This window comes from Nocardia sp. NPDC056100 (genome assembly GCF_042266325.1).
Lineage (GTDB): Bacteria > Actinomycetota > Actinomycetes > Mycobacteriales > Mycobacteriaceae > Nocardia.
Map to the genome: position 1 here is coordinate 1,922,524 of NZ_JBHJVY010000001.1, position 26,308 is coordinate 1,948,831.

The 26,308-nt window shown below is 66.8% G+C and carries 23 protein-coding genes; 8 read left to right on the forward strand and 15 right to left on the reverse strand.

What is annotated here, in order from left to right:
* Window positions 1–67: 67 nt before the first annotated feature.
* From ACFC0O_RS08940 to ACFC0O_RS08960, 5 genes are all read right to left on the reverse strand, one after another.
* Entirely contained in the window at window positions 68–1,081 is a 1,014-nt protein-coding gene (locus ACFC0O_RS08940; RefSeq protein WP_364629880.1) for a sulfate ABC transporter ATP-binding protein, read from the reverse strand.
* Window positions 1,078–1,887: a sulfate ABC transporter permease subunit CysW gene (cysW, locus tag ACFC0O_RS08945; protein WP_375955078.1), complete on the reverse strand. Its 810-nt coding sequence runs from the start codon at window positions 1,885–1,887 to the stop codon at window positions 1,078–1,080. Before cysW ends, ACFC0O_RS08940 begins: the two co-directional genes overlap by 4 nt.
* On the reverse strand, window positions 1,884–2,768 hold the full coding sequence (cysT, locus tag ACFC0O_RS08950) for a sulfate ABC transporter permease subunit CysT (protein ID WP_375955079.1): 885 nt from the start codon (window positions 2,766–2,768) through the stop codon (window positions 1,884–1,886). Before cysT ends, cysW begins: the two co-directional genes overlap by 4 nt.
* Before the next feature lie 35 nt (window positions 2,769–2,803).
* On the reverse strand, window positions 2,804–3,844 hold the full coding sequence (locus ACFC0O_RS08955) for a sulfate ABC transporter substrate-binding protein (protein WP_375955081.1): 1,041 nt from the start codon (window positions 3,842–3,844) through the stop codon (window positions 2,804–2,806).
* Window positions 3,845–4,043: 199 nt separating this feature from the next.
* Window positions 4,044–4,133, reverse strand: a complete 90-nt coding sequence (locus tag ACFC0O_RS08960) for an Ms4533A family Cys-rich leader peptide (protein WP_324192512.1) — start codon at window positions 4,131–4,133, stop codon at window positions 4,044–4,046.
* A 70-nt stretch (window positions 4,134–4,203) separates the two neighbouring features.
* Between ACFC0O_RS08960 and ACFC0O_RS08965 the strand changes: the two genes are divergently transcribed.
* Window positions 4,204–5,262: a M48 family metallopeptidase gene (locus ACFC0O_RS08965; RefSeq protein ID WP_375955083.1), complete on the forward strand. Its 1,059-nt coding sequence runs from the start codon at window positions 4,204–4,206 to the stop codon at window positions 5,260–5,262.
* Between the two features lie 5 nt (window positions 5,263–5,267).
* Here the strand turns inward: ACFC0O_RS08965 and ACFC0O_RS08970 are convergent, their stop codons facing one another.
* Together ACFC0O_RS08970 and ACFC0O_RS08975 are read right to left on the reverse strand one after the other, a co-directional pair.
* Window positions 5,268–5,522 carry a hypothetical protein gene (locus ACFC0O_RS08970; RefSeq protein ID WP_364629866.1) on the reverse strand — a complete coding sequence of 85 codons (255 nt, stop codon included), beginning with the start codon at window positions 5,520–5,522 and terminating at the stop codon, window positions 5,268–5,270.
* Window positions 5,523–5,674: 152 nt separating this feature from the next.
* Window positions 5,675–5,911, reverse strand: a complete 237-nt coding sequence (locus ACFC0O_RS08975) for a hypothetical protein (RefSeq protein WP_364629863.1) — start codon at window positions 5,909–5,911, stop codon at window positions 5,675–5,677.
* A 65-nt stretch (window positions 5,912–5,976) separates the two neighbouring features.
* Between ACFC0O_RS08975 and ACFC0O_RS08980 the strand changes: the two genes are divergently transcribed.
* Window positions 5,977–8,031: a glycoside hydrolase family 15 protein gene (locus ACFC0O_RS08980; protein ID WP_375955086.1), complete on the forward strand. Its 2,055-nt coding sequence runs from the start codon at window positions 5,977–5,979 to the stop codon at window positions 8,029–8,031.
* A gap of 16 nt (window positions 8,032–8,047) precedes the next feature.
* Here ACFC0O_RS08980 and ACFC0O_RS08985 read toward each other — a convergent pair whose 3' ends face one another.
* The 4 genes from ACFC0O_RS08985 to ACFC0O_RS09000 all read right to left on the reverse strand — a co-directional run bounded on the left by ACFC0O_RS08985 (window position 8,048) and on the right by ACFC0O_RS09000 (window position 15,128).
* Window positions 8,048–9,868: a hypothetical protein gene (locus tag ACFC0O_RS08985; RefSeq protein WP_375955087.1), complete on the reverse strand. Its 1,821-nt coding sequence runs from the start codon at window positions 9,866–9,868 to the stop codon at window positions 8,048–8,050.
* Complete coding sequence (locus tag ACFC0O_RS08990) at window positions 9,865–12,342, reverse strand: hypothetical protein (RefSeq protein ID WP_375955089.1); 2,478 nt, start codon at window positions 12,340–12,342, stop codon at window positions 9,865–9,867. Before ACFC0O_RS08990 ends, ACFC0O_RS08985 begins: the two co-directional genes overlap by 4 nt.
* A 418-nt stretch (window positions 12,343–12,760) precedes the next feature.
* The gene (gene lepA / locus ACFC0O_RS08995; protein WP_375955090.1) at window positions 12,761–14,614 is read right to left on the reverse strand and encodes a translation elongation factor 4; all 1,854 of its coding nucleotides are present in this window, start codon (window positions 14,612–14,614) and stop codon (window positions 12,761–12,763) included.
* Between the two features lie 85 nt (window positions 14,615–14,699).
* Complete coding sequence (locus ACFC0O_RS09000) at window positions 14,700–15,128, reverse strand: hypothetical protein (protein ID WP_375955092.1); 429 nt, start codon at window positions 15,126–15,128, stop codon at window positions 14,700–14,702.
* A gap of 124 nt (window positions 15,129–15,252) precedes the next feature.
* Between ACFC0O_RS09000 and ACFC0O_RS09005 the strand changes: the two genes are divergently transcribed.
* Genes ACFC0O_RS09005 through ACFC0O_RS09025 form a run of 5 tightly spaced genes read left to right on the forward strand, consistent with a single transcriptional unit; the run spans window position 15,253 to window position 21,289 of the window.
* On the forward strand, window positions 15,253–15,828 hold the full coding sequence (locus ACFC0O_RS09005; protein WP_375955094.1) for a type II toxin-antitoxin system PemK/MazF family toxin: 576 nt from the start codon (window positions 15,253–15,255) through the stop codon (window positions 15,826–15,828).
* Window positions 15,829–15,883: 55 nt separating this feature from the next.
* Window positions 15,884–17,347, forward strand: a complete 1,464-nt coding sequence (locus ACFC0O_RS09010) for a serine/threonine-protein kinase (protein ID WP_375955096.1) — start codon at window positions 15,884–15,886, stop codon at window positions 17,345–17,347.
* On the forward strand, window positions 17,334–18,569 hold the full coding sequence (locus ACFC0O_RS09015; protein WP_375955098.1) for a hypothetical protein: 1,236 nt from the start codon (window positions 17,334–17,336) through the stop codon (window positions 18,567–18,569). Before ACFC0O_RS09010 ends, ACFC0O_RS09015 begins: the two co-directional genes overlap by 14 nt.
* A gap of 8 nt (window positions 18,570–18,577) precedes the next feature.
* A complete protein-coding gene (locus ACFC0O_RS09020) occupies window positions 18,578–19,999 on the forward strand; it encodes a serine/threonine-protein kinase (RefSeq protein ID WP_375955099.1) in 1,422 nt (473 codons plus the stop codon).
* A gap of 12 nt (window positions 20,000–20,011) precedes the next feature.
* Window positions 20,012–21,289 carry a hypothetical protein gene (locus ACFC0O_RS09025; protein WP_375955101.1) on the forward strand — a complete coding sequence of 426 codons (1,278 nt, stop codon included), beginning with the start codon at window positions 20,012–20,014 and terminating at the stop codon, window positions 21,287–21,289.
* A gap of 85 nt (window positions 21,290–21,374) precedes the next feature.
* On the opposite strand, the gene ACFC0O_RS09030 is transcribed toward ACFC0O_RS09025, so the two are convergent.
* The 4 genes from ACFC0O_RS09030 to ACFC0O_RS09045 form a co-directional block, all read right to left on the reverse strand.
* A complete protein-coding gene (locus ACFC0O_RS09030; RefSeq protein ID WP_364629836.1) occupies window positions 21,375–22,154 on the reverse strand; it encodes an aquaporin in 780 nt (259 codons plus the stop codon).
* Window positions 22,155–22,208: 54 nt separating this feature from the next.
* On the reverse strand, window positions 22,209–23,051 hold the full coding sequence (locus ACFC0O_RS09035; protein WP_375955103.1) for a transglutaminase domain-containing protein: 843 nt from the start codon (window positions 23,049–23,051) through the stop codon (window positions 22,209–22,211).
* Complete coding sequence (locus tag ACFC0O_RS09040) at window positions 23,048–24,016, reverse strand: alpha-E domain-containing protein (RefSeq protein ID WP_364629830.1); 969 nt, start codon at window positions 24,014–24,016, stop codon at window positions 23,048–23,050. The genes ACFC0O_RS09035 and ACFC0O_RS09040 overlap by 4 nt, the downstream gene beginning before the upstream one ends.
* A 63-nt stretch (window positions 24,017–24,079) precedes the next feature.
* Window positions 24,080–25,714: a circularly permuted type 2 ATP-grasp protein gene (locus ACFC0O_RS09045; protein ID WP_375955105.1), complete on the reverse strand. Its 1,635-nt coding sequence runs from the start codon at window positions 25,712–25,714 to the stop codon at window positions 24,080–24,082.
* Window positions 25,715–25,921: 207 nt separating this feature from the next.
* On the opposite strand from ACFC0O_RS09045, the gene rpsT reads away from it, so the two are divergent.
* Entirely contained in the window at window positions 25,922–26,185 is a 264-nt protein-coding gene (gene rpsT / locus ACFC0O_RS09050) for a 30S ribosomal protein S20 (protein ID WP_375955107.1), read from the forward strand.
* Window positions 26,186–26,308: the final 123 nt, after the last annotated feature.

Here is a 26,308-nt window from a genome sequence, read left to right on the forward strand (position 1 = left end):
CCGGCCAAAAACACGCCGGGATGACGGGTGGTGCCGGCACGCCGGGATGACGGTGGGGCGTGTGCGGTCAGAGCGCCTTGACGGGCTCGGCCACCGGCAGTTCCGGAATCCGGGTGGCGCGGGCGTAGACGGTCTCACCTTCGGCCAGGTGCAGCGCCTCGGCGTCGCCGCGGGTGACCTGGGCGGTGAAGATATCGCCGGTGGCGGCGTTGCGCAGTTCCACGCGGACCTCGAAGCCCAGGTGCACGACTCGTTCCACGGTGGCGCGGGTGACGCCCGCCGACTGCGCGGTGCCCTCGTGCGCGGCCAAGGCCATGGAGGGATCGCGGCCGACGCGAATATCGTGCGGGCGCACCAGATGCCCGTTCAGCTTGGCCACCGCGCCCAGGAACGACATGACGAAATCGTTTGCCGGACGGTCGTAGACGTCTTCCGGGGTGCCGACCTGTTCGATGCGGCCCTTGTTCATGACCGCGATGCGGTCGGCCACATCGAGGGCTTCCTCCTGGTCGTGCGTGACCAGCACGGTGGTTACGTGCACCTCTTCGTGCAGTCGCCGCAGCCAAGTGCGCAGGTCCGCACGGACTTTCGCGTCCAGCGCGCCGAACGGCTCATCGAGCAGCAGCACCTGCGGATCCACCGCGAGCGCGCGAGCCAGCGCCATGCGCTGCCGCTGACCGCCGGAAAGCTGTGCGGGATACCGATGCTGGAACCCGTCGAGTCCGACGATCTCCAGCAGATCGTCGACCTTCTTCTTGATCTCCGGCTTGGGCCGCTTGCGGATCTTGAGCCCGAACGCCACATTGTCGCGCACGGTCATGTGCTTGAACGCCGCGTAATGCTGGAAGACGAATCCGATATCGCGCTTCTGCGGCGACACATTGGTCACATCGCGTTCGGCGATGGTGACGATGCCCGAATCCAGCGTCTCCAGTCCCGCGATCGACCGCAGCAGCGTCGACTTGCCCGATCCGGACGGCCCGAGCAGCGCGGTCAGCTCACCGGACGGGATGTCCAGGCTGACATCGTCGAGCGCGGCGAAGGTCCCGTAGTGCTTGTTGGCATTGGTCACGGTGATCATTTGGCAGTGCCCCGCTTGCGTTCGAGGAGAGTCATCAGAAGAAGGACAATGAGGGCGATTCCCATGAGCAGGGTCGCCGCGCAGTACGCGCCGAAAGTGTTGTGATCGTTGGTGTATCGCCCGTGCACCAGCAGCGTCAGCGTCTGCGATTTACCCGGCAGCGCCGTGGACACCATGATCACCGCACCGAATTCGCCGAGCGCACGCGCCACGGTGAGCACGATGCCGTAGGTCAGGCCCCAGCGGATGGCGGGCAGCGTGATGCGCCAGAACGTCTGCCAGCGCGAGGCGCCCAGAGTCGCGGCGGCCTGCTCCTGATCGTCGCCGATCTCGTGCAGCACCGGCTCCACCTCGCGCACCACGAACGGCAGCGTCACGAAGATGGTGGCCAGCACCATGCCCGGCAGATTGAAGATCACCTTGATGCCGTGATTCTCCAGCCCGCCGAACCAGCCGTGCGCACCCCACAGCAGGATGAGCGAAACACCCACCACGACAGGGGAAACCGCGAACGGCAGATCGACCAGACCCTGAACCAGGTTGCGGCCCGGGAACTTTCCGCGCACCAGCGCCAGCGCGGTGAGCACACCGAAGACCACATTGATCGGCACCACGATCGCCACGATCAACAGCGACAGTTGCAGCGCCGACTGCGCGGCCGGGGTGGTGATGGAATCGAAGAACGCACCCACACCGCGCTCGAACGTCCGCCAGAAAATAATGATGAGCGGCAGGATCAGCAGCACACCCAGATAGGTGAGCGCGATGGTGCGCAGCGAAATCCGCGTCCACGGAGCGAGTTTCATCGCGATTCCTGTTCCTTGCGGGCGGTCCGGTCGGCGAACAAGCGCAGCACCAGCAGGGATACGAACGAGATCACCAGCAGCGCGACCGATACCGCGGCGGCGTTGACCGGCCGGTCGATCTCGATCTGCTGCTGGATGTACTGCGAGGCCATCTGCGTCTCGCGCGGAATATTGCCGCCGATGAGCACCACCGACCCGTATTCACCGATGGCGCGGGCGAACGCGAGCCCGCCGCCGCTGATGATGGCCGGGGCCAGGGTCGGCAGCAGAATGCGCCGGAAGGTGGTCCAGTTGTCCGCGCCCAGCGACGCGGCGGCCTGTTCCACCTCCCTGTCGACCTCGATCAGCACCGGCTGCACCGAGCGCACCACGAACGGCAGCGTCACGAACGCCAGCGCCACGATGATGCCGGGCTGGGTGGCATTGAGATGCACGTTGATCGGGCTGCGCGGCCCGTACAGCGCCAGCAGCACGATGCTGGCCACGATGGTGGGCAGTGCGAAGGGCAGATCGATCAGCGCGTTCACGATCCCCTTGCCCGGGAATTCGTCGCGCACCAGCACCCAGGCGATCAGGGTGCCCATGATGACGTTCACGACCGCGACGATCACCGAAACGAAGATCGTCACCTTCAGCGAATCGATCGCCGACGGCGCGGTGACCGCATCCCAGAAGCCGGACCAGCCGTCATCGAAGGAGGTGTAGGTCAGCGCCGCCAGCGGCAGCAACACGATGATGCTGAGCCACAGCACCGACGTGGCGATGCCGATCGGGCCGACCGACCCGGTCACCCGCAGCCAGGACCGGCCCGGCTTGGGTTTCTTGTCTACCGAAACGCCGGGACCCTGATCGGTCCCGGCGCTCGTGCTGCTGTCACTCACGGTATCGAGTATCGCTTGTGTGCCAGGTCACTCGACTACTTGGTGGCCTTGTCGTAGATCTGCGCCACGGTTCCGGTGTTCGCGGTGAACAGATCCTTGTCCACGGCCTTCCAGCCGCCGAGGTCGGCGATGGTCCACAGCTTCTGCGGGGTCGGGAAGTCCTTGGCGAAGTCGGCCGCGACCTTCGGGTCGACCGGACGGAAACCGGCCGAGGCCCATGCCTTCTGGCCCGCCGGGGTGTACAGGAAGTCGCGGAAGGCGGTGGCCTTGGCGGCGTTCTTGCTGTTCTTGAGGACCGCGACCGGGTTCTCGATCTTGAAGGTGGTCGGCGGGATCACATGCTCGATCGGATCGCCGTTGCGCTCGGAGAAGATGGCCTCGTTCTCATAGCTCAGCAGCACGTCACCGGTGCCCTGCAGGAACGTCTCGGTGGCCTCACGACCCGACTTCGGCTGCACCTTCACGTGATCGCGGGTGATCAGCTGCGACAGGTAGTCCAGACCGGCCTGCGGGTTCTTACCGCCCTCGCTCTTGGCCGCGTACGGCGCGAGCAGGTTCCACTTGGCCGAACCCGAGGAGAACGGGTTGGGGGTCACGACCTCGACACCCGGCTTGAGCAGGTCGTCCCAATCCTTGATGCCCTTGGGGTTGCCCTTGCGGACCGCGATGACCACGACCGAGCCGAAGGGAATTCCCTTGTTGGCGTCCGCATTCCAGCTCGCGTCGACCAGACCGGCATCCACCAGGCGGGTGACGTCGGGCTCGACGGAGAAGTTCACGACGTCCGCTTCCGCGCCGTCCTTCACCTTGCGGGACTGATCGCCCGAGGCGCCGTAGGACGCCTGGAACTGCACGCCCTTACCGGCATCGGTCTTGTTGAACTCCGGGATCACCTTGTCGAAGCCCGGCTTCGGGACCGCGTAGGCGTAGAGGTTCAGGGTGCCGCCGCTGCCGTCGGCTGCGCCCTTGTCGGAGGTATCGCTCGCGCCGCCACCGCACGCGGTGAGCACGGTGGCTGCGACCGCGGTCAGGGCGACGGCGATAGATCGGCGAGAAAGCCGGGAGTTGCGAGACATCGGGGTGGACCTTTCGAGAAACCCGCCGGGTGCATACCGGGGAGGCGGGTAATGAGGTGATGCCGTAGACCCGTCGTTACGAAGCGACGGTGGCGCTGCGGTCCGAGATGAGGAATCGGGACCGTCTGGGATCCGGGAACTACTGCGAAAGGTGCGCGCGCCAGTCTACTTCAGACATGCAGCGGTGCCCGGTCGGCAATCAGCGACAGTGAATGTCCGCGACCACGAGGCAGCCCACAGCGATCAACGCCAATTCATGGCGGACCTGGGGCACAACACTCGACGACACGCGGCAGACTGTAGCAGAGCGGCCGGTAAGGCCGCGAATCACTGTGAGTATGCACACGGGGGATCTACCTATGACAAGTCCTGATCGAGTTCGCCGGGAGTTCCCCGGCATTTCGACCCGCGCCTGGGAGCATCCGGCCGACCGCACCGCGCTGGTCACGCTGCGCTCGCTCTCGGGTTTCGATGTACTGCTGCGCACGCTGTCCGGACTGCTCGCCGAACGCCAGCACCGGCTGCTGTACCTGGCCTCCGCGGTGCGGGTGGACGAGCGGCAATTCAAGAACATTCACCATCTGCGCGCGGACGCGGTGCGCATCCTGGACGCCAAGACCACCCCGGAGCTGTTCGTGCTCCAGGACCCCACGGCCAATGCCTTCACCATCGGTATGGACCGGCCGTTCATCGTGCTCACCACCGGACTGCTGGATCTGCTCGATCCCGAGGAGCTGCGCTTCGCGGTCGGGCATGAGCTCGGGCACGCGCTGTCCGGGCACGCGGTGTACCGGACCATGCTCATGCATCTGATGAATCTGGCCGCGGGCATCGGCTGGGTTCCGGTGGGCGGCTGGGCTTTACGCGCGATCGTGGCGGCGCTGATGGAGTGGAGCCGCAAATCCGAACTGTCCGGGGACCGCGCGGGACTGCTGTGCGGACAGGACGTCGACGCGTCCGTGCGGGTGCATATGAAGCTGGCGGGCGGCTCGCGCGTGGATCAGATGAGCCATGCGGCGTTCCTGGCGCAGGCCGATGACTACGACCGCACCGGCGATCTGCGCGACGGCGTGCTGAAACTGCTGAATCTGGAATTGCAGACGCACCCGTTCTCGGTGCTGCGCGCGGCCGAACTGCGGCGCTGGATCACCAGCGGTGACTACGACCGGATTCTGTCCGGGCAGTACCCGCTGCGCGAGCACGACCGGAACGTGAAGATCAGCGATCAGGTCAAGGAGGCGGCGCGGGCGTACCGGCAGAACTTCGATCAATCCGAGGATCCGCTGATCCGCACCGTGCGCAACCTCGGACGCGATGTCGGATCCGCGGTCGGCACGGTGGGTCAGGAAGTGGGCGAAACGGTTTCGAAGATCGGGAAGCGTTTCAGCGAATGGCGGGACGGGGAAACGAGGAACTGACGGGGTTACTCGTCGCCTTCGACAACGGGCGGGGCTTCCAGGATGTCGAGAATCCACTCTTCGGTGGCACTCTCGGCATCCTCCTCATCGGGGCGGATGCGATTGACGAGGCGGACGCCCAGGCCGAGCAGCTGCGCCGCCTTCACCATTTCGATGACCTCGTCCGGGCCCGCGAGGTGAGTCGCGATCAGACGCGGCTCCTCCTCGAAATCCTCCTCGGACAGCAACGTCTCCAGTTCCAAGCCTTCATCTGTTGACATGGTGCAGGAGCGTACGCGCAGCATCCGACAATGTGGGCCACTAGTGGCGATTCAGCCGATGAACAACCGACCAACTCAGCGCGCGAAAAGCCAAGCGACGACGACCAGTACGAGCAGCGCGATCAAAGCGAGCTGCACACGAGAGCGGGGCATCAGGCGGCTTCCTTACGCATACGACGGGGCTGCGCGGCGGGCGCCGCGGCCTCCTGTGCAGCCACCCGATCCCGGCCCAGCGCGCGCAGTGCAACCCGCAGCACGCGATCGAGCACGTAGGCGATGGCGAAACAAACCGGCACCATGGCGGCCAGCACCACGGCGAACTGGGGGACGAACGGCAGGCCGGCCACCCATAGTTCGACGCCGTCCCACCATCCTGCGATCCGATGCACGACATCAGCCTAGGCCGAAGACGTGATGGTGGACGATTCGGGCTGATTGGACAGAAGATATGTACATGGAGTCCTACGACGAACCGGAGTCCGACACCCGGCCACTGGGCAGCGAGACCGGCACGCTCGGCGGCGATTCACTCGACCCGCCGCGGGATTCGACCGATAGGCCGGATGCCCCGCTCAATGACGGATTCCTGCCCTCGGCGACCGGGACCGGCCATTATTCGCCGTTCCCGCCCATCGACGATTACGCGTTCCTGTCCGATTGCGAGACCAACTGCCTGATCGCCCGCAACGGGTCGGTGGAGTGGATGTGCGTGCCGCGACCGGACTCCCCCAGCATTTTCGGGTCCATGCTGGACCGCAGCGCCGGACACTTCCGGATCGGGCCGTACGGGCGCAATGTGCCCGCCGCACGGCGCTATCTGCCCGGCGGGCTGATCGTGGAGACCACCTGGCAGACCGAGACCGGCTGGCTCATCGTGCGCGATGCCCTGGTGCTCGGGCCGTGGCACAACAATCGCTCGCGCAGCCGCTCGCATAAGCGCACCCCGATGGACTGGGATGCCGAGCACATGCTGCTGCGCACGGTGAAATGCGTGAACGGCGTGGTCGAGCTGGAGATGAGCTGTGAACCCGCCTTCGACTACCACCTGGGCGCGGCCAATTGGGAGTACAGCGGTGACGTGTACGAACAGGCCACCGCCTCGAGCGAGCGCGAGGGCTGCCCGTCCCTGACCCTGACCACCGATCTGCGGCTCGGATTGGAGGGACGCGAGGCCCGCGCCCGGACCCGCATGAAGGAGGGCGATCAGGTCTTCGTGGCGCTGTCCTGGTCGGATCTGGAGCCGCCCAAGACCTTCGAGGAAGCCGCCGAGAAGATGTGGACCACCACCGAGGCGTGGCGGCAGTGGATCACGCTGGGGCGCTTCCCGGATCATCCGTGGCGCGGGTATCTCCAGCGCAGCGCGCTGACGCTGAAGGGGCTCACCTACGCGCCGACCGGCGCGCTGATGGCGGCGGCCACCACCTCACTGCCGGAAACCCCCGGCGGGGAACGCAATTGGGACTACCGCTACACCTGGGTGCGCGATTCGACGTTCGCGCTGTGGGGTCTGTACACGCTCGGCCTGGATCGCGAGGCCGATGATTTCTTCGCGTTCCTGCACGATGTCACCACCGAGGGGAACGGCAAAGCCCTTCCGCTACAGGTGCTTTACGGTATCGGCGGCGAACGCGAGATCACCGAATCCGAGCTTTCGCACCTGTCCGGATATGACGGCGCACGGCCGGTGCGCATCGGCAATGGCGCGTACAACCAGGAACAGCACGATATCTGGGGCACCATCCTGGATTCGGTGTACCTGCACGTGAAATCGCGGCAGCAGGTCCCGGAGACGTTGTGGCCCATGCTGGAACGGCAGGTGCAGGCGGCGATCGAGAACTGGCGCAATCCCGATCGCGGCATCTGGGAGGTGCGCGGGGAACCGCAGCACTTCACCTGCTCCAAGGTGATGTGCTGGGTGGCGCTGGATCGCGGCGCGAAACTCGCGGAGTGGCACGGGGAATTCGACTACGCCAAGAAGTGGCATGACATCGCCGACGAGATCCGGCAGGACGTGCTCGACAATGGCGTGAACGAGGCCGGGGTCTTCACCCAGACCTACGGCAGCGACAATCTGGACGCCTCCCTGCTGCTGGTGGGGCTGCTGCGCTTCCTGCCGCCCACCGATCATCGGGTGCGCGCCACCGTGCTCGCCATCGCCGATGAACTCACCGAGAACGGGCTGGTGCTGCGCTACCGCACCGACACCACCGATGACGGATTGTCCGGTGAGGAGGGCTCTTTCACCATCTGCTCGTTCTGGCTGGTGTCCGCCCTGGTGGAGATCGGCGAGCTGGCGCGTGGCCGCCAACTGTGCGAACGACTGCTCGGCTACGCCAGCCCGCTCAAGCTGTACGCGGAGGAGATCGACACCCGCACCGGCCGCCACCTCGGCAATTTCCCGCAGGCGTTCACCCACCTGGCGCTGATCAACGCGGTCATGCACGTCATTCGCGCCGAGGAATCGCACCACTCCGGCCAGTTCAACCCGGCCCACCCCGGCCGGTCCTGACCGGCGCGGAAACCCTTCAGTACGAAGGGTTTCCGCCGCCCTGGGCATCGGCGCGCTCACGCAGATCGTGCAGGCGCACCAGCGATGACTCGATTTCGGTGAGGCGCTGTTCGCGGCGCGCGCCCGAATGCACGGCGGCGGCCTCCTCGGCGGCGCGCAGTGAGGCGTCCACCGAACGCAGTGTCTCATTGGCGATTTCGGTGAAGTGGTCGCGCAGATTGCGCTGCACCGCGCGCAGGCGGTAGCGCGATTCCTTGCTGACCTGGAAGATCACATCGTCCATGAGGCGGGCGACGGCGACCTTGGCCTCGGCCTGGCGGCGCTGTTTGCGCGATTTGCGGTCGTCCCACAGGGCATTGACGCCGAGCAGTACGCCCGCACCGGCGGAGTACCAGTTCACCAGGGACATGCCGAGCAGGCTGGTGGCCAGGCCGACCATCAGGACGCCGCCGTAGGAGCCGCGCAGCATATTCAGGAACTGTTGCGCCACAGCGGGTTTGGCGCTGTCCAGTTTATCCAGCGAGGTGACCGGTTCCAGCACCTCGCCGACCTCGCCCGGATTGTCCAGGCGCAGTTCGGGTGTCGGGATACCGCGGTCCGGGAACTTGGCCGCCACCTGCTCGGCCAGCTCCACCGAGCGGTAGTGCGCGATGACGAAGTTCTCCTCCACCGCCTCGCAGATCTTGGCATCGAGGTCCGCGCCGAACTCGGCCCAGCGCCGGGCCGGATCGCGCTTCATGATGTCGGCCTCGGCATCGCGGATCAGGCTCCGCAGCCGGTGGCGCAGATCATGTTCGGTGTCCGCCATCAATTCGCCCGCGCCGTCGGCGAGGGTGACCTGCCAGTTCGCGGTGCGCTGACGCAGCTGTTCGGCCTCCTCGCGGGTGCGGCGCAGCTGTTCGGTGATGACGCCGTAGCGGCGCGGATCGCGCAGCGTCTCGGCCTCGGTGCGCAGCGCGAGCGCGAGATGATCGCTGATCAGCCCGATATCGCGCACCGCGGCATCGGCGGCGACGGCGTCGGCATTGCCGAGCACATAGTCGCGCAGATGATCGAGCAGTTGCGGCACACCGGATTCCAGATCCATCTGCTGATCGCCGGTGGAGCGGGCGTGCTCGTGCAGCCGCGCCGAAGCGGGCGCGACGGCGAAGGCCAGTCCGGCGGCGTCGAGCAGCCGCCGATCATGCTGCTGCACCTCGGGCCACTGCGGATACTGATCGATCTTGTTGAGCACGCAGACCACCGTCGGGCACACCTGCTGAATGCGTTGCAGCTGCCCGATCTGCCCGGCGGTGAACGGCCGCGCGGCATCGGCCACATAGAGCACCGCGTCCGCGACGGCCAGCAGCGACCAGGTGGCCGGGGTGTCCGCGGGCGAACCCGGTGCGTCCAGCAGCACGAAGCCCTCCGCCAAAAGCGCACTGGGCTCGGTGAATTCGGCCCGCAGCACACCACCGGCGGCCGATTCGGCGACCGCCTGCCGCGGATCGACGGACTGCCGTTCGGCCACACCGCCGCTGCTACCGGCGCGCACCAGGGTGGCGCTGGAATGCGGTCCGTACTCGGCGATCACCGGCACGCTGGACGGGCTGTCGGTCGCGCTCACCGGCGCGCCGATCAGACTGTTGACCAGCGTGCTCATTCCGCTCTTGGACTCACCGACCACGACCAGGCGCACCCGGGGATCGGACAGCCGGGCGCGCGCGATGCCCAGCCGTCCGGCCAGATCCGCGCGGCCCGCGGCGTGCACCGGCTCCAGCAGCTCGTCGAGCAGCCCGAGCAACGGGCCCATCGTGTCCGGATTCTTCACTGCGACAAGGCGTTCGACACCGCTCACAGCAGCGTATGGTCGAACGCGGCATGCACCGGGAAGTGGCTGTCGGTGAGACTGCCGTCCGTGATGAGGTGGCTGCCGAGGCCGCCGTCATGCATCAGGTAGACCGGATGCAGTGCGGAATCGTCCGCGATCGGCATCAGGTGCTGACCCGAATCATTCACCTCGGCAATGGGTTTCGCCGGTTTGGGCGCGTCCTGCGGCTTGGGCGGATTGGTCTGCGGCTGTCCGGTCGGCACCGCGGGCACGGTGGCCGCCGGCGGATCCAGCGTCACCGGGGGTACGGTCGGCGCTACCGTCGGCACCGTCCCGTCCGAGCTCGGATGGGACGGGTTGGTGACCGGCGGCTGATGCGTGGGAACGGTATCGCTCGGCGGGGTGATGGTCGGCGCGGTGCCGTGGCCGTCGGTGTCACCGCCGGTGTTCGGACGCGTGGTGCCGGTATCCGGATCCGTGCTGACCGGCGGAACCGTGGTGTGCGGTGCCGTGGTGTGCGGCGCGGTGGTGGTCGGCAGGGTGATACCGGGCAGCTTGGTCGTGGTCGGATCGGTGATGCCCGGGATCTTGGTGGTCACCGGTACCGGGGGCACCGTGGTGAGCGCGGGATCGGTCTTGGGCGGCACGCTGATCTTGGGCACGGTGGTGCCCGGTTCGGTGGTCACCGGTGTGGGCTTGGCGATCGCGCTCACATCCGGATGGCCGCCATTGGCCAGCAGCACCGGATGATTGCCGTGGTGTTCGAAGAGCGCGGGCGCCTGGGCCGCCGAGGCGTACAGCGGCGACTGGCCGGGCGGGGTGAGCAGATTCGCGATGGGATGCTGTGCGGCATCGGGCTGAATGGTGGTCTGCAACGGGGTCGCGACCACCGGCTGCGCCACCGCGACCGGAGCCACCACGACGGGGGCGACGGCGGCGGGCACCACCGGGGCGACCACGATGGGCGCGGCCGGAGCGACCGGGTTCGCGATCGGCGCGGGTGCGGCCGGGGCCACATAGGCGGGTGCGGGCGCACCCGTCCCGGCAGCGGGCAGGCCGAAGGAGGAGCCGGGAGCCGTACCGGGTGCACCGGTCGAACCACCCAGCGGCGCACCGCTTCCCGCGCCGTGTGAGCCGTAACCCGTTCCGTGCGAACCGGTTCCGGCACCGTGCGCACCCGGCGCACCGATACCCGCACCCGGCGCACCGGCTCCGGGACCGTGCGGGTCGACGCCCGGTACCTGCGCGCCCGGCACACCGCTGTGTGGTCCGGGGGTCGCGCCGTGCGGGTCGGTGGCCGACGCGGTCGCCGAATTGGGTTGCTGGCCGGGCGGATTCGCGCCGGTGGTCTGCGTGCCCGGGTTCACGGCATCGCTGCCCCAGGGCGCGGAACCGGCGGGCAGCGGATTGCCGTTCGGGTCGATGCCGTTCGGGATGTGCCCGATGCCCTGACCCATATCCTGGGTGAACTGATCGAGCTGATGGCCGACATTGCCGACGCCGATATTGACCTGCAGGTTGGATTCGAAGTGCACGCCGTCGAGGCCGACATGCATGTTCACGGCCCAGTTGGTGTCGATCGCGATGCCGATGGGGCCGTCGCCGATACCGTCGAAAATGCCGCCGTGCGAACCACTTCCGATGGGATCGCTCGCTCCGGGCAGGTTCCCCATCCCGGGTAGGTGTCCGTCCGCGCCGGGTAGCTTGAAGCCGCCCGGAATCTGCCAGCCGTGGCCACCGTCGCCGCCCGGCATCTGCCAGCCGAAACCGCCGCCGCCGTCCGCGCCCGGGATATGCCAGCCCGAACCGTCCGCGCCGGGCAGCTGCCAGCCCGAACCATCGGCGCCGGGGATCTGCCAACCACCACCGGAGCCATCGGTATCGGGCAGATGCCAGCCGCCATCGGAGCCGCCGGTATCGGGCAGCTGCCATTCCGAATCGCCGTTGCCCGGCTGCTGCGGGTCCCAGGGCTGATTCGAGTCGACCGGTCCGCCGCCGTTGGGCAGTTCGTATCCGGGCTGCTGCTGATAGTCCGGCAGCCGGAAGGACAGCGGCAGATCGGTGTCCGGAATGCCGACGCCGTTGAATCCGGACATGCTCGTATCGGCGGAAGGCTGTGAGCCGTAATCGGCCGGGAGCAGTCCGGCATCGGTGCCGTAGTGCTGATTGTCCTGCGCGGCGACCGGCAGCATGCCGGTGGGCAGGTGCGCGGGCGGGAGCTGGTCGGCGGTCAGGTCCGGGAAGGTGAGGGTCGGGCTCGGCACGTCCGGCTGCGGATCGTTGGCCTGCTGCCAGCTCACATTGCGGCTGTCATGGTCGATGGCCGGAGCCGGACCGTCGCCGCTGCGCGTCCCCGCGGAGGCGATGAGCGCTCCACCCGTCACATACGCGCCAGCCCTCGCCGTGCGCGCCACACCGTTGGCGATCTGGTACGCGGTATCGCCCGCGTAATCGTCGCCCGTCCCGGATGCGTCGTCGTCGATAGGCCGCTCACGCGTCATACAGGCTCCCGCTCTCAAGGATCGGCGGTCCGCCGCTGGCGGACCGCCGTCTTCAAACTCGTTTCACACCCTATTTCCGGATACCCGGTCTGTCACATCCACCAGGTAGGAGCCGGTGTGTACAGCCGTGCGACACATAGCTTGTCACCCTGCATATCAGTACGGAAGCCCCAGAATCCCCCTGCAAAGCCAACCGTGTGCCCGACCGGCAAATCACCTCGGAAATCGCACGCCCACAGCCCAACCCGAACTTCGCAAACCTCGCATGGCAAGCCTTGCATCGCGAAGCTTTCGCCAGTCGAGCCCGCCGCCCCACGGTGGCTTCGCGGCCGTCAGGCGGCCCACCCCACCCCATCTACAACAGTGCCCCGCTGCCATCAGGCAGCGGGGCACTGATTGTTTCTCTCGACTCCGAGAGTTACTTCTTGGCCTTGCCGTCCGAGGCCGAGTCGGTGGACAGCGCCGCCACGAAGGCTTCCTGCGGGACCTCGACGCGGCCGATGGTCTTCATCCGCTTCTTGCCTTCCTTCTGCTTCTCCAGCAGTTTGCGCTTACGGCTGATGTCACCGCCGTAGCACTTGGCCAGCACGTCCTTGCGGATGGCGCGGATGTTCTCGCGCGCGATGACCTTGGATCCGATGGCGGCCTGAATCGGCACCTCGAACTGCTGACGCGGAATGAGCTCGCGCAGTTTGGTGGTCATCTTGTGCCCGTACGCCTGCGCGGCATCCTTGTGCACGATGGCCGAGAACGCGTCCACGGCCTCACCCTGCAGCAGGATGTCGACCTTGACCAGCGCGGCGGCCTGCTCGCCCGCCTCCTCGTAATCGAGCGAGGCATAGCCGCGGGTGCGGGATTTCAGCGAGTCGAAGAAGTCGAAGATGATCTCCGCCATGGGCAGCGTGTACCGCATCTCGACGCGGGTCTCGGACAGATAGTCCATGCCGAGCAGCTCACCGCGCCGCGCCTGGCACAGCTCCATGATGGTGCCGATGAATTCGCTCGGCGCGATCACGGTGCATTTGGTGATGGGTTCGTAGATCTCCTTCACCTTGCCCTCGGGCCAGTACGAGGGGTTGGTGACGACGTGTTCGGTGCCGTCCTCCATGACCACGCGGTAGATCACGTTGGGCGCGGTGGAGATCAGGTCGAGCCCGAATTCGCGTTCGAGGCGTTCGCGGGTGATCTCCATGTGCAGCAGTCCGAGGAAGCCGCAGCGGAAGCCGAACCCGAGGGCCACCGAGGTTTCCGGCACATAGGTGAGCGCGGCATCGTTGAGCTGGAGCTTGTCGAGCGCGTCACGCAGGTTCGGGTAGTCCGAGCCGTCGACCGGGTAGAGCCCGGAGTAGACCATGGGCCGCGGTTCGCGGTATCCGGTGAGCGCCTCGGTCGCGCCGTCGCGGGCGCTGGTGATGGTGTCACCGACCTTGGACTGGCGGACGTCCTTCACACCGGTGATGAGGTAACCCACCTCGCCGACGCCCAGCCCCTGGGTGGGCTTGGGTTCGGGTGACACGATGCCGATTTCGAGCAGTTCGTGCGTGGCCCCGGTGGACATCATCTTGATCTTCTGACGCGGGGTGAGCTTGCCGTCCACCACACGCACATAGGTGACGACACCGCGATAGGTGTCGTACACCGAGTCGAAGATCATGGCGCGCGCCGGAGCGTCGGCCTGCCCGACGGGCGGCGGCACCACGCGCACGGCCTCATTCAGCAGTTCGGCCACGCCGACGCCGGTCTTACCGGAGACCCGCAGCACATCCTCGGGCTCACAGCCCACGATGTGCGCGATCTCGGCGGCGTACCGATCAGGATCCGCGGCCGGCAGATCGATCTTGTTCAGCACCGGAATGACCGTGAGGTCCTTGTCCATCGCCAGATACAGATTGGCGAGCGTCTGTGCCTCGATGCCCTGTGCGGCATCGACCAGCAGGATCGCGCCTTCACAGGCTTCCAGCGCACGCGACACCTCATAGGTGAAGTCGACGTGCCCCGGCGTATCGATCAGGTGCAGGACATAGTCCTCACCGTCGACCTGCCACGGCAGCCGCACGTTCTGCGCCTTGATGGTGATACCGCGTTCCCGCTCGATATCCATCCGGTCCAGGTACTGCGCGCGCATGGCCCGCTCCTCGACCACACCGGTGAGTTGCAGCATGCGATCGGCCAGGGTCGATTTCCCGTGGTCGATGTGGGCGATGATGCAAAAGTTCCTGATCTTGGACGGATCAGTGAACGTCGTATCGGCGAAACTGCTAATCGGAGTCACTCCTCGGCATGGCAAACCAGCGGCATGTCAACCCCGAAGTCTACGGTGCGTGCCGGGGTGCACCGCGCCCCGGCTCGACCGTTGCCTACCCGGCGCTGCCGGTGAGCAGATCGGAGCTGCCGCTGCTCGGCAGCGTGGTGACATTGACGTCGGCCGCCCGGGAGGTGAGCACCGAACCGTCGGCGGCGCGCTGTTGGGCCACGATGTGGTGGGTCCCCAGCGTTTTCGGATACCAGGTGATTCCGACCCAGCACGAGCCAGGGCACGGCGCGGTCTCGTCGATGATGCGCTTGGGTGTCATCGGACTCCCCGAGATGACCGTGCCGTTGTCGAGGAACCACACCGGGCCCAGGTCATCGGTGAACGCGTCCAGCACGAAAGTGCCCGGAGTCTGGTAGCTCTCATGATTGATCGTGAGGTTGTTCACGGTCGCCGAGGCGTTCGGCGCGGCCAGCGCGAGTACTGACACGGTTGCGGCCACCACCCCACACAGGCTCGCGAATCGTTTGGTCATCACGCAATTCCCCTTATGTGAAACATGTCGATTTCGAATCGTCGGACGGTACCGCGAAATCCCCGTACGCACAGGCGAATCCGGCCCGGATGAGAACCGGGCGCGACGCCACTATGCTCCCCGCATGGCTGGCAGGTGGAACGCGCTGGGGAAGCAGTTGGGGATCGTGGCTAAAGAGCAGGGTTCTCATCTGGTCAAGCAGCAGGGACCGAAGTTGATCGAGCGGGTGGCCGGGTCCTCGGTGTGGGGGCGGGCGGCGCGCGCGATCTCGCCCAAGCCCGCGCCGGTGAAGGTGCGGCCGACGTCGTCGGCGGGAGTGCCGTCGCGGGAGCGGGCGCGGCAGATCGTGTACAGCCCGCAGCTGGACGGGCGTGCCGATCCGGGCGAAATCGTATGGACCTGGGTGCCTTACGAGGAAGACCCCAATAATGGGAAGGACCGGCCGGTGCTGGTGGTCGGGCGCGAGCGCGGCACGCTGCTGGGATTGATGCTGTCCTCCAATGAGGATCATGAGCATCACCCCAACTGGGTCGGTATCGGGCCGGGCGCGTGGGACCACGCGGGACGCTCCAGCTGGGTGCGCTTGGATCGGGTGCTCGATGTACCGGAGGACGGTATCCGGCGCGAGGGTGCGATCGTGCCGCGCAAGATCTTCGACCGCGTCGCGCATCGCCTGTGCGCCGAATACCACTGGCATTAGCCGATATTTATCGCAGGGTATTGACGAGACCGGTCGGTAAACGGACACTCTGTCCGTGCGGGCGGGAGAAGTGTTCGCGGGCTTTCGGATCGAACGCAAGCTCGGCGCGGGCGGTATGGGTTCGGTGTACTTGGCGCGCCACCCGCGACTGCCCCGCCAGATCGCGCTCAAAGTGCTGTCCGACACCAGCAGTTCGGATGACGAGTTCCGGGCGCGCTTCCTGCGCGAGGCCGAACTCGCCGCCCGGCTCGCGCATCCGAATGTGGTGGCGATCCTCGATCGCGGTGTGGAGGACGAATCCCTCTGGATCGCAATGCAGTTCGTCGAGGGCGCGGACGCCGCCGACCTGCTGCGCGAGTTCCCGGCGGGACTACCGCCTGAACGCGCGGTGCACGTGGTCACCGAGGCCGCGAGCGGTCTGGACGCCGCGCACGCGGCGGGACTGCTGCATCGCGATGTCAAGCCCGCCAATATCCTCGTCTCCCCCGATCCGGACGGACCGGATCGGGTGCTGGTCACCGATTTCGGAATCGCCCGCGCCATAGGCGAATCCACCGAGCTCACCGCCGCCGGTGAGGTGCTCGCGACGGTCGCGTACGCGGCCCCCGAACAGCTGCGCGGCGAAACCCTCGACCATCGCGTCGATGTCTACGCCCTCGGCGCGACGCTGTACCAATTGCTCACCGGCGCCAAGCCTTTCCCGCACGAGACGGCCGTCGCGGTGATGCAGGCGCATCTGATGGAACCGCCGCCGCGCCCCAGCGAAGTCGTGCCCGGTCTGCCCAAACAGTTCGATCGGGTGATCGCGCGGGCGATGGCGAAGGAACAGGATCAGCGCTATCGGAGCTGCGGTGCGCTCGCCGAGGCCGCGGGCGCGGCGCTGCGAGGTGAGGCGGTCGCGCCCGTCCCGCACCCGGCGGGATACCGCAAACGCCTGCTGTCGGGCGCGGTCGCCGCCGTCGCCCTGGTACTCGCCATCGCGGCCACCGCATTCGTGCTCGGCACCAACCATCCCGAGAAGTCCTCCCCCGCAACCGTTTCCGCGGCTCCGATCACCGATGACAGCGGCCCGTGGGGCGTGGCCGGATTCGCCGTCGCGGCCTTCCCGAAACTGCTGCCGCGCACTCCGACGACCAGCGGCTACGGCGGTCTGTGGTGCGAGACCAAGGATGAGCAGGGCGCGGCGGCGGCGCTGGATGTACAGCGGCAGCAGATCTGGCTGGTGTGCAGTGGTGACGGCGATCCGGTGGACATGATCTGGGTGCACTGTCTATCGAGCCGCCTGTCCATGCCGGATATCGGATCGCCGATCGCCGTCGCCGGTAGCAAGCTGTGGACCCGCGACAGTGGCGCGGGGCGCATCGCCTGGGGCGACAGCAATGGCGGCGGCGTACCGCAGGGCAATGTGCGCATCGCGTTCGACGATCCGGCCCGCAATTTCTGCGTCATCGACCTCTGGAGCATCACGGTGACCGGTCAGACTCTGCTCGACACCTGGTGGCCCGATGCTCCGCTCTAACCGCACGGCGCTCGGCGCGCTCGCTTTCATCGTGGTCGCAATGCTGATCGCGGTGCTGCTGTGGGGCGCCCGCACGGTGCCCGGATCCGCGACCACCGCCGATATCGACCTGAGCACACTGGATTTCGGTGAATTCGGTGCGGAGACGCTCGCCGAACCGAGCAATTCCAAGGACAAATACGGTCGCCTCATCGAATCGGCGCGCATGGCCGAAGCGGTGACCGATCCGCGCGAGGTGGACCCGTCGCTGAGCCCGTCCTTCCCGCTGCCGCTGCCGCGCCCGGCCGACACGATGGGCATTCTGGCCGATGTCGCGGTGCCGATCCTGACCAAATACGGGATGCTGGCCGGGTATTCGGTGAACGGCTGCCCGCCGAAGAATTGCCCGGCCGATGATCCGCCCTGGTCGGTGGGTATCACCGTGCTGCGGCTGCCCGACGCCACGGCGGCGCAGTCCGCGGCCGCCGAGATCGAGGCGGCGGATTTCGCGGTGAATCCCGAGAACGCACCGGTCACCCTGCCGGAATACCCTGCGGCACGCGGACATTGGCGGCCCACGGTGCCGACGATCGGATTCGTGCTCGCGCACGGGACCTATGTGGTGGCGATTTTCGTGCGGTATCCGAACCCCGATCTGGGTGAGCTGACCAGGCTCGCGTCCAAGGCGATCGCCGTCGAACTGCCGCGCCTGGACCGATTCCAGCCCACCCCGGTGGCGGACCTGCCCAAGCTGCGGTTCGATGCGGACGGCATGCTGCGGCGCATGGTGCCGACCACTCGTGGCGAATGGTCGTACCCGTATATCACCAAGATTCAGGGGTCCACTATCGCGGGCAAGGGCAGCTACCTCGAACCGAGCGGAGTCGTTTACGGCCCCAATGGTTCCCGGCTGGCCCTGCCGGCGGCGAGCACGGCGGCGGGTATCGCCGAGGACGCCATCGAGAGCATCGCCCTGATCGATCGCGGCTGGCTGTTCCGGCTGCGCGACGCGACCGCCGCCCGCCGCCTGGCGAAAGAGGAGTCCGGGTACGGGCAGATGCAGACCCCCCTGGCGAATCCGCCCGTGCCGGACGCGAAATGTCTTCGGCACGAACAGATCGTGCCGGTCTACTACTGCGTCGTCCAGGACGGCCGCTACGTGGCGATCGTGAACGCGACCGATGAGAAATCGGTGCACCAGCGGGCCGCCGCGCAGTACGCGCTACTGGTGCGGAACCGGTAGGGCCGCGGGTGCGCGCCTTGGAGCCGGGTGCGGTGGTGGCCGGGTATCGAATCGAACGGCGGATCGGCGCGGGCGGTATGGGCAGCGTGTACCTGGCCCGGCATCCGCGGCTGCCGCGCCAGGACGCGCTGAAGATCCTGTCGGACGGGGCCGATGCCGAATTCCGGGCCAGATTCCTGCGCGAGGCCGAACTGGCCGGGCGGCTGGATCATCCGAATATCGTGTCGATCTACGATTGCGGCGATGCGGGCGACATGCTCTGGATCGCCATGCAATTCGTCAACGGATGCGATGCCGCGCAGTTGGTGAAACAGCAGGGCGGGCTGCCCGCCGAACGCGCGGTGGCCATCATCACCGGAGCCGCCCGGGGCCTGGACGCCGCGCATCGCGCCGGACTGCCGCATCGGGATGTGAAACCCGCCAATATCCTCATCGAGCCGGGCACGGACGCGGACCGGGTGCTGGTCACCGATTTCGGAATCGCCCGCGCGATAACGGAATCCGTGGCGCTCACGGCGGTGGGCCGGGTGCTGGCCACGCTGGCCTTCGCCGCGCCCGAGCAGATCGGCGGCGGGCGACTCGACGAGCGCACCGATGTGTACGCGCTGGGCGGGACGCTGCACCAATTGCTCACGGGGACCGTGCCTTTCCCGCGCGAGACGGCCGCCGCGGTCATGCACGCGCATTTGACGGCCCCGCGTCCCGCGCCGAGCACCATCGTCCCGGGTATTCCCAAGGCATTGGATTCCGTTGTCGCGCGCGCCATGTCGTACGAACCGGCCGACCGCTACCGCAGTTGCGGTGAATTGGCCGAGGCGGCGGTGGCGGCGCTGCATGGGCACGCGTCCGCACCGCCCCGGCGCCGCCGCCCGCGCCTGCTCATCGCGATCGCGGCGACGGTGGCGGTGATCGCCGCAGCGACGATCGTGACGATCAGCCGCATGACCGGTTCCGGCGGTCCGGCCCCCGGCCCCACCGCGAGCGCCGGATCACCCTGGCACGCTTTCGGTTTCATGGTCGACGCCTTCCCCGCACTGCTTCCGGCCACGCCCGCCGCTCGCGGCTATCAGGGCTTGCGGTGCACCGCCTCCGATGACAGGGATAGGGCGGTTCCGCTCGACGATGTACTGGATCAACCCGTCCTGGTCTGTTCGACCGGCAGCGTATCGCTGTGGCTGACCTGCGCGTCCGATCGCTCGGCCATGCGCGGCCTGGAGCCGACCGGCAATCCGCAGGACGGCGAGTCCTGGTCGCGCGCCTCGGGCACCGGTCAGGCGCAGTGGAAGACCTTCGACAGTGACGGAAGCCCGAAGGGACAGCTGGACATCCGTTTCGACGGCGCCGCACGCAATTTCTGCACAATGCGATTCACCGGGGCGAAATCCGGTCGTGAACTCTACGACCAATGGTGGCCGGACGCCCCGATCTAGCGAGGACCAGGTGTGACGAACGACGAATTCCGGCAGCGCGCGCGGCGGCGCGCGATGGCCTGTGCGGCGAGTCTGACCGTGCTGGCCGGAATGCTCGGCGGTTGCGGTGGCGAGGTCGTGCCCGGCAATGCCCGGCAGAGCACCCCGAACCTGGCCGCGCTCGATATGGGCGAACTATCCGCACAACCGATTGCCGTGCCCGCCAATGACAATGACACGTACGGGCGTGTCATGGAATCCGCGCGACTGGCGGAGGTAGTGGTCAAGCCCGCCGATTTCGACAAGGATCTGAGCTACGGCGGCTCGGCGCTGTTGCCCACGCCCGGGCGCACCGCGGTGCTCGCGCCGGAGATAGCGCTACAGCCGATCGCCCAGTACGGCATGATCGCCGGCTACGCGGTCAACGGGACCGACAGCCCCGCGAGCCCGCCCGCGGTCGGCGATTCCAAGATCCTGCGCATGACCGTGCTGAACTTCCGCGCGGATCCGATCGCCAGGCTCGTCGCGGGCCGGATCGCGGCGGCGGATATGGCCCGCAATCCGGACACCATCCGGATCGCCATCCCGGGATTCGATGACGCCTACGGCATTTCGCGCAAGCGATCGCCCGTACTGGTGACCGCGCTGGCGCACAAATCATTCGTGGTCGTGGTGTACGCGGCCGATCGGGTGGTGGACGCGGCGGCATTGAGCGCACGCGCGAGCGCGGCCCTGGCCGCGGAGCTCCCGTTGCTGGACGGATTCGTGCCGACCGCACCGGACAAGCTGTCCGCCATGCCTTTCGACGGCGACGATATGTTGCGCCGCCTGCTGCATCCCGACGCCACCACATGGCCGTATCCGGCCGCGAATCAGGCGGGCACCCCGGCGGACGCGAACTGGTTCGGGTTCGCGCACGGCACCGGTGTGGTCTACGGTCCGCGCGGTATCACGCACCTGTTCGGCCAGGGTGGCGCGGCCGAGAAATTCGAACCCGATCCGATCGAGCGCGCGGCCTTCATCGGCGACTGGTGGCTGATGCGCCTATCGGACCTGGCACACACGCGCAGCATGCACGACCGCGTCGTCGCGGCCGCCACCGCGAACGGCGACACCCCGGTCGCGACCCCCGCCGGCGTCCCCGACGCAGCCTGCTTCCGAGGCAAGGACGTCCCCGACAACGCCCGCGAAACCCGCTACCGCTGCTTCCTGATGGACGGACGCTACTGGGCTGTCGTCAGCGGCCAGGACGAGAAAACCGCCCGCCAGCGCGCCGCCGCCCAATACGCCCTCCTCGTGAACACCCGCTGACGCCTCTCCTCGCGAGGCATTCTCCCCTTCTACGCACCGTGCCCCCGTTCCACAGGAACGGGGGCATGGTAATCGCGAAGAGGTGTCAGCTCACCATGTTCCGCGAGCGGCCGAACATCAGGCCGTAGACCAGGGACCCCAGCACGCCGCCGATGAGCGGGAAGACGATGAACACCCACAGCTGTGCGGGCGCACCGTCCTGGAAGAACGCGACCGCGAGGCTGCGCGCCGGATTCACCGAGGTGTTGTCCACGGGGATCGAGATCAGGTGGATGACGGCCAGCGTGATACCGATAGACAACCCGGCCAGCGGCACATCCGAGAGCTGATCAGTGGAGGCCAACACCACGAACACCAGCAGCGCGGTGAGAATCACCTCGACGGTGATGGCGGCGGCCAGACCGTAGCCATTGGTGGTGATCCCGGCCAGTTCGACCTTGGACGGGCTGTGCGCGCCCCAGCCGTTGGCGGCCAGTCCATCCTTGGCCCGGTCATAGGACGGCAGGTTCTTGGCGATCGCGTAGATCACCGCGCCCGAGAGCAACCCGCCCACGAATTGCGCGACCATGTACGCCAGCGCCACCCCGGCCGACACCCGGCCCAGCAGTAGCTGACCCACCGTCACGGCCGGATTCACATGACAGCCCGAGACCGGCCCGATGGCGTACACCAGGAACAGCAGCGTGAATCCGAAGGCCAGGGCGATACCGAGCGCACCGACGCGCTCCCCGGCCAGCACCGCCGTGCCCACGCCGCCGAGCACCAGTACGAAGGTGCCGAAGCCCTCCGCGAAGAGTTTCCGGCTCAGCGAGATCGGTTCCATCTCGCCCAGTTCTTCGACGACTTCCTGCGCTGTGGGAGACATCAGCCACCTTCCCGGATCGACCCGCCCTGATGGGAGAGCACCTGTGTTCTGACCTCACGCGAGTCGAGTGACCTCCACTTCCACTTCCAGATCAGTCGACCCACTTCCGCTGAAGATACCTTTGAGTGGGGGCACATCCGCGTAATCACGGCCTACTCCGACGGATACGTGTTGTTCGGTGACGGGAATGTTGTTGGTGGGGTCGTAGCCCCACCATTGCCCGGTCCAGGCTTCCACCCAGGCGTGCATCTGCCCGGCTACCGTGCGCCCCACTTCGGCGGTGGGGTCCGGGTGCAGGTAACCCGAGACGTAGCGGCTGGGAATTCCCATGGCGCGCAACAGCAGCAGGGTCAGGTGCGCGTAATCCTGGCAAACCCCTTGTCTTTCCGCGAACGCCTCGACCGCGGAGGTGTGCACCGAGGTGGTTCCGGCCAGGTAGTTCATTTCCCGGTGCACCCATTCCGCGCCGCGCACAACGGCTTTGGCGGGCGGGACGCCGCGCGCGAGCTGGCGGGCGACCGGGGCGAGGCGGCGTTCGCGCGGCACATAGGCGGTGGGGGTGAGCAATTCGTCGAAGCGGTCGGCGATATCCCCGGCGCGCAGTTCCTCCCAGGAGAGTTCCTCGGCGGGTCCGGCGAAGGGTTCGGTCTCGACCACCGAGGAGCTGGTGACCTCCAATTCGGTATGCGGGGCGTGCAGGTCGAAGGCGGTCACCGCGGTGCCCCAGTAGTCGACGTAGCGGAAGGACCGGGTGGAGGGCACCGTTTCGACCCGGTTGAGGATGACGTTCTGCCTGCTGTCGGCGCGCGGGGTCAGGCGCGCCTCGTTGAACGAACGCGATACCGGCGCGTCGTAGACATATCCGGTGGTGTGCACCACCCGCATGCGCCAGCTCATACCGCTTCCTCGATCCGGCTGCCGTTGCGGCCGTGCAGTCCGGTCCAGGACACCCAGGACTCGGCGTGAAAATATTGCAGCGCCACCGCTTCTCCCACTTCGTGGCAGGTTTCCTGCAACCAGATCAGGCGGCTGGGGAGGTCTTCGAGCAGGACGGTCGCGGGGAGGAATTCCAATTCACTGCGCGCCCGGCCCAATAGTCGATGCGCTTCCTGTCGCGCGGCGAAACGGCTGTTGGGCCGCTGATCCAGTTCCTGCAGACAGGTTTCGGCCACCCGCAGGGTATGGAAGACCGAACGCGGGAAAAGCCGGTCCAGCAGGATGAATTGGGCGATCTGATTGGCGTCCAGCACGCCGCGATGGGTGCGCAGATAGGGGTCGTGGGCTCCGGCCGAACGCAATACCGTCACCCACGCGGGTGAGGAGGTGCGATCACCCGCACGTGAAAGCAACAGCCGCACAGTCATATCCACGCGTTCGATGGAACGGCCCAAGAGCAGGAAGCGATAGCCGTCGTCCCGGCTCAGCGTGGAATCGGAGAGTCCGGCGAACATGGCGGCGCGATCGGTGATGTAGTGGCAGAACTCGTGCGGCCCGAGCGCCCGCGCGGCGCGTTCGGCCGCGGCCAGCCCGTTGTAGGTGGAGTTGAGGCATTCCCACATTTCGGTGGACGCGACTTCCCTTGCCCCCCGGGCGTTCTCGCGGGCCCTGCTGATCGAGTCGACAATGGAACCGCCGTGGTCCCGGCCGAAGGCGACGCGTTCGGTCACCGACCAGACGTCGAGTTCCTCTTCGGGCGGCTCGATGCTCAAGACCCGCAACAGAACTCGCGACGTTCGATCCGGGTCCACCGTGGCATCCTCGAGCAATTGATGCACCGCGACGTCGAGTATTCGCGCCGTGTACTCGGCGCGTTCGATGTACCGGCCGATCCAGAAGAGGGATTCGGCATTGCGCGCCAACATAATTCAACCGCCTAACGCTGTAATTCCACCCATCAGCAGCGCCGTTGCTATTGCTGTTGTTTGCTATTGCTGTTGTTGATTCGCCCGTGCGGGCGAGGGTTCTCGCGCCTGATCGCGATCCCCCGGAATGAGCTGTTCGCTCACCAATTGATCCCCGGACAATTCCCGTTCCGCCCCCGAGGTTCTCGCGGCCAGCACCCAGGTGTCCTTGCTCCCGCCGCCCTGGCTGGAGTTCACCACCAGCGAGTCCTCCGGCAGCGCCACGCGGGTCAATCCGCCCGGCAACACCCAGATGTCCTCACCGTCATTGACCGCGAACGGCCGCAGATCCACATGCCGCGGGGCCAGCTTCGGCCCGATTTTGCTTGGCACCGTGGACAATTGCACCACGGGCTGGCCGATCCAGCCGCGCGGATCCGCACGCACCTTGCGGCGTATCGCCTCCAATTCCTTAGGGGTGGCGTCCGGTCCGATGACGATGCCGTAGCCGCCGGAGCCCTCCACCGGTTTCACCACCAGTTCGGCGACCCGATCGAGCACCTCGTCGCGCTCCTCGGGTTCCCAGCAGCGGTACGAATCCACATTGGGCAGAATCGGTTTCTCGCCCAGGTAGTACTCGATGAACGCGGGCACATAGGTGTAGATGAGTTTGTCATCGCCGACGCCGTTGCCGACCGCATTGGCCAGCACCACCGTTCCCGCGCGTGCGGCGTTCAGGATTCCGGCGACGCCGAGCATGGAATCGGGGCGAAACTGCATGGGGTCCAGGTAGATATCGTCGATGCGGCGGTAGATGACGTCCACCTGCCGCTCCCCCGCCGTGGTGCGCATATAGACGACGCCGTCGCGGCAGAACAGGTCACGGCCCTCGACCAATTCCACACCCATCTGCCGTGCCAGCAGCGAATGTTCGAAGTACGCGGAGTTGAAGACGCCGGGGGTGAGCACCACCACGGTCGGATCGGCCTCATTGGCCGCGGCGGCACAGCGCAGGGCGCGCAGCAGATTGCTCGGATAGTCGCCGACCGCGCGCACCCGATGCGAGGCGAACAGATCGGGGAACACGCGCGCCATGGTGCGGCGGTTCTCCATCACATACGACACACCGGACGGTGAGCGCAGATTGTCCTCGAGCACCCGGAAATCGCCGTGCTCATCACGGATCAGATCGATGCCCGCGACGTGAATCCGCACACCATTGGGCGGGATGAGCCCGGCGGCCTCGCGATGGAAGTGCGCACACGAGGTGACCAGCCGCATCGGGATGACCCGATCGCGCAGGATGGTCTGCTCACCGTAGACATCGGCGAGGAAGGCCTCGAGGGCCCGCACTCGCTGTTTGATGCCGCGCTCGAGTTTGGTCCACTCGGTGGCGGCTATCACCCGGGGAACCAGGTCCAGTGGAAACGGCCGCTCCTGGCCCGATAGCGAGAAGGTGATGCCCTGATCCACGAAGGCCCGGGCCAGCGCCTCGGCGCGCGCCGCGAGGTCGGACGCGTCGATGGTGGCCAGCGCCGCGAAGATGCCCCGATAGGGCGCGCGGGGCCGGCCGGAGGGGTCGAACATCTCGTCATAAGCCTTCGAATAACGCCCGGGGCGGTATCCCTCGAAGACTCCTGTGTGCGCACCGTTGAACTCGGCGCGGCCGTTCGTTATGGGAGCGGCCGCGGCCGCTCGTGCGGCTGCGGCGGGGGTCATGCAAAAATAGTCCATCACGCAGGAGCAACACGCAGTTGGACCGGGATAAATTTCTCGTATCGGGGGTATTTCGGGCAGGGTCGATTTCATACCCCGGACGTTGCCTGGTAACCTCGACCGTCGGTGCTGCGCTACAGGCTGCGTAGTGCGCCCGAAGACTTTGCTTCCCGCATAAACCACCAAACGAAGGAACACGAGGAAACAAGCGTGGCCAACATCAAGTCCCAGATGAAGCGGATCCGTACCAATGAGCTTGCGCGTCAGCGCAACCAGTCGGTGAAGTCCGCGCTGCGTACCTCGATCCGCAAGTTCCGCGAGGCCGCTGCGGCGGGCGAGAAGGACAAGGCGAGCGAGCTGCTGCAGTCCGCGAGCAAGAGCCTCGACAAGGCCGCCTCGAAGGGTGTCATCCACACCAACCAGGCCGCCAACAAGAAGTCGGCGCTGTCGCTGGCTTTCAACAAGCTCGGCTGATCACCCCGGTATACGTACCGGCATCATGCTTCGAACAACCACCGTGGCCACGATGACCACGGTGGTTTTGTCGTTTCACGAACCTGGGAACTTGCCGAGTCGCGCGGTTCCCTGCAAGATGGC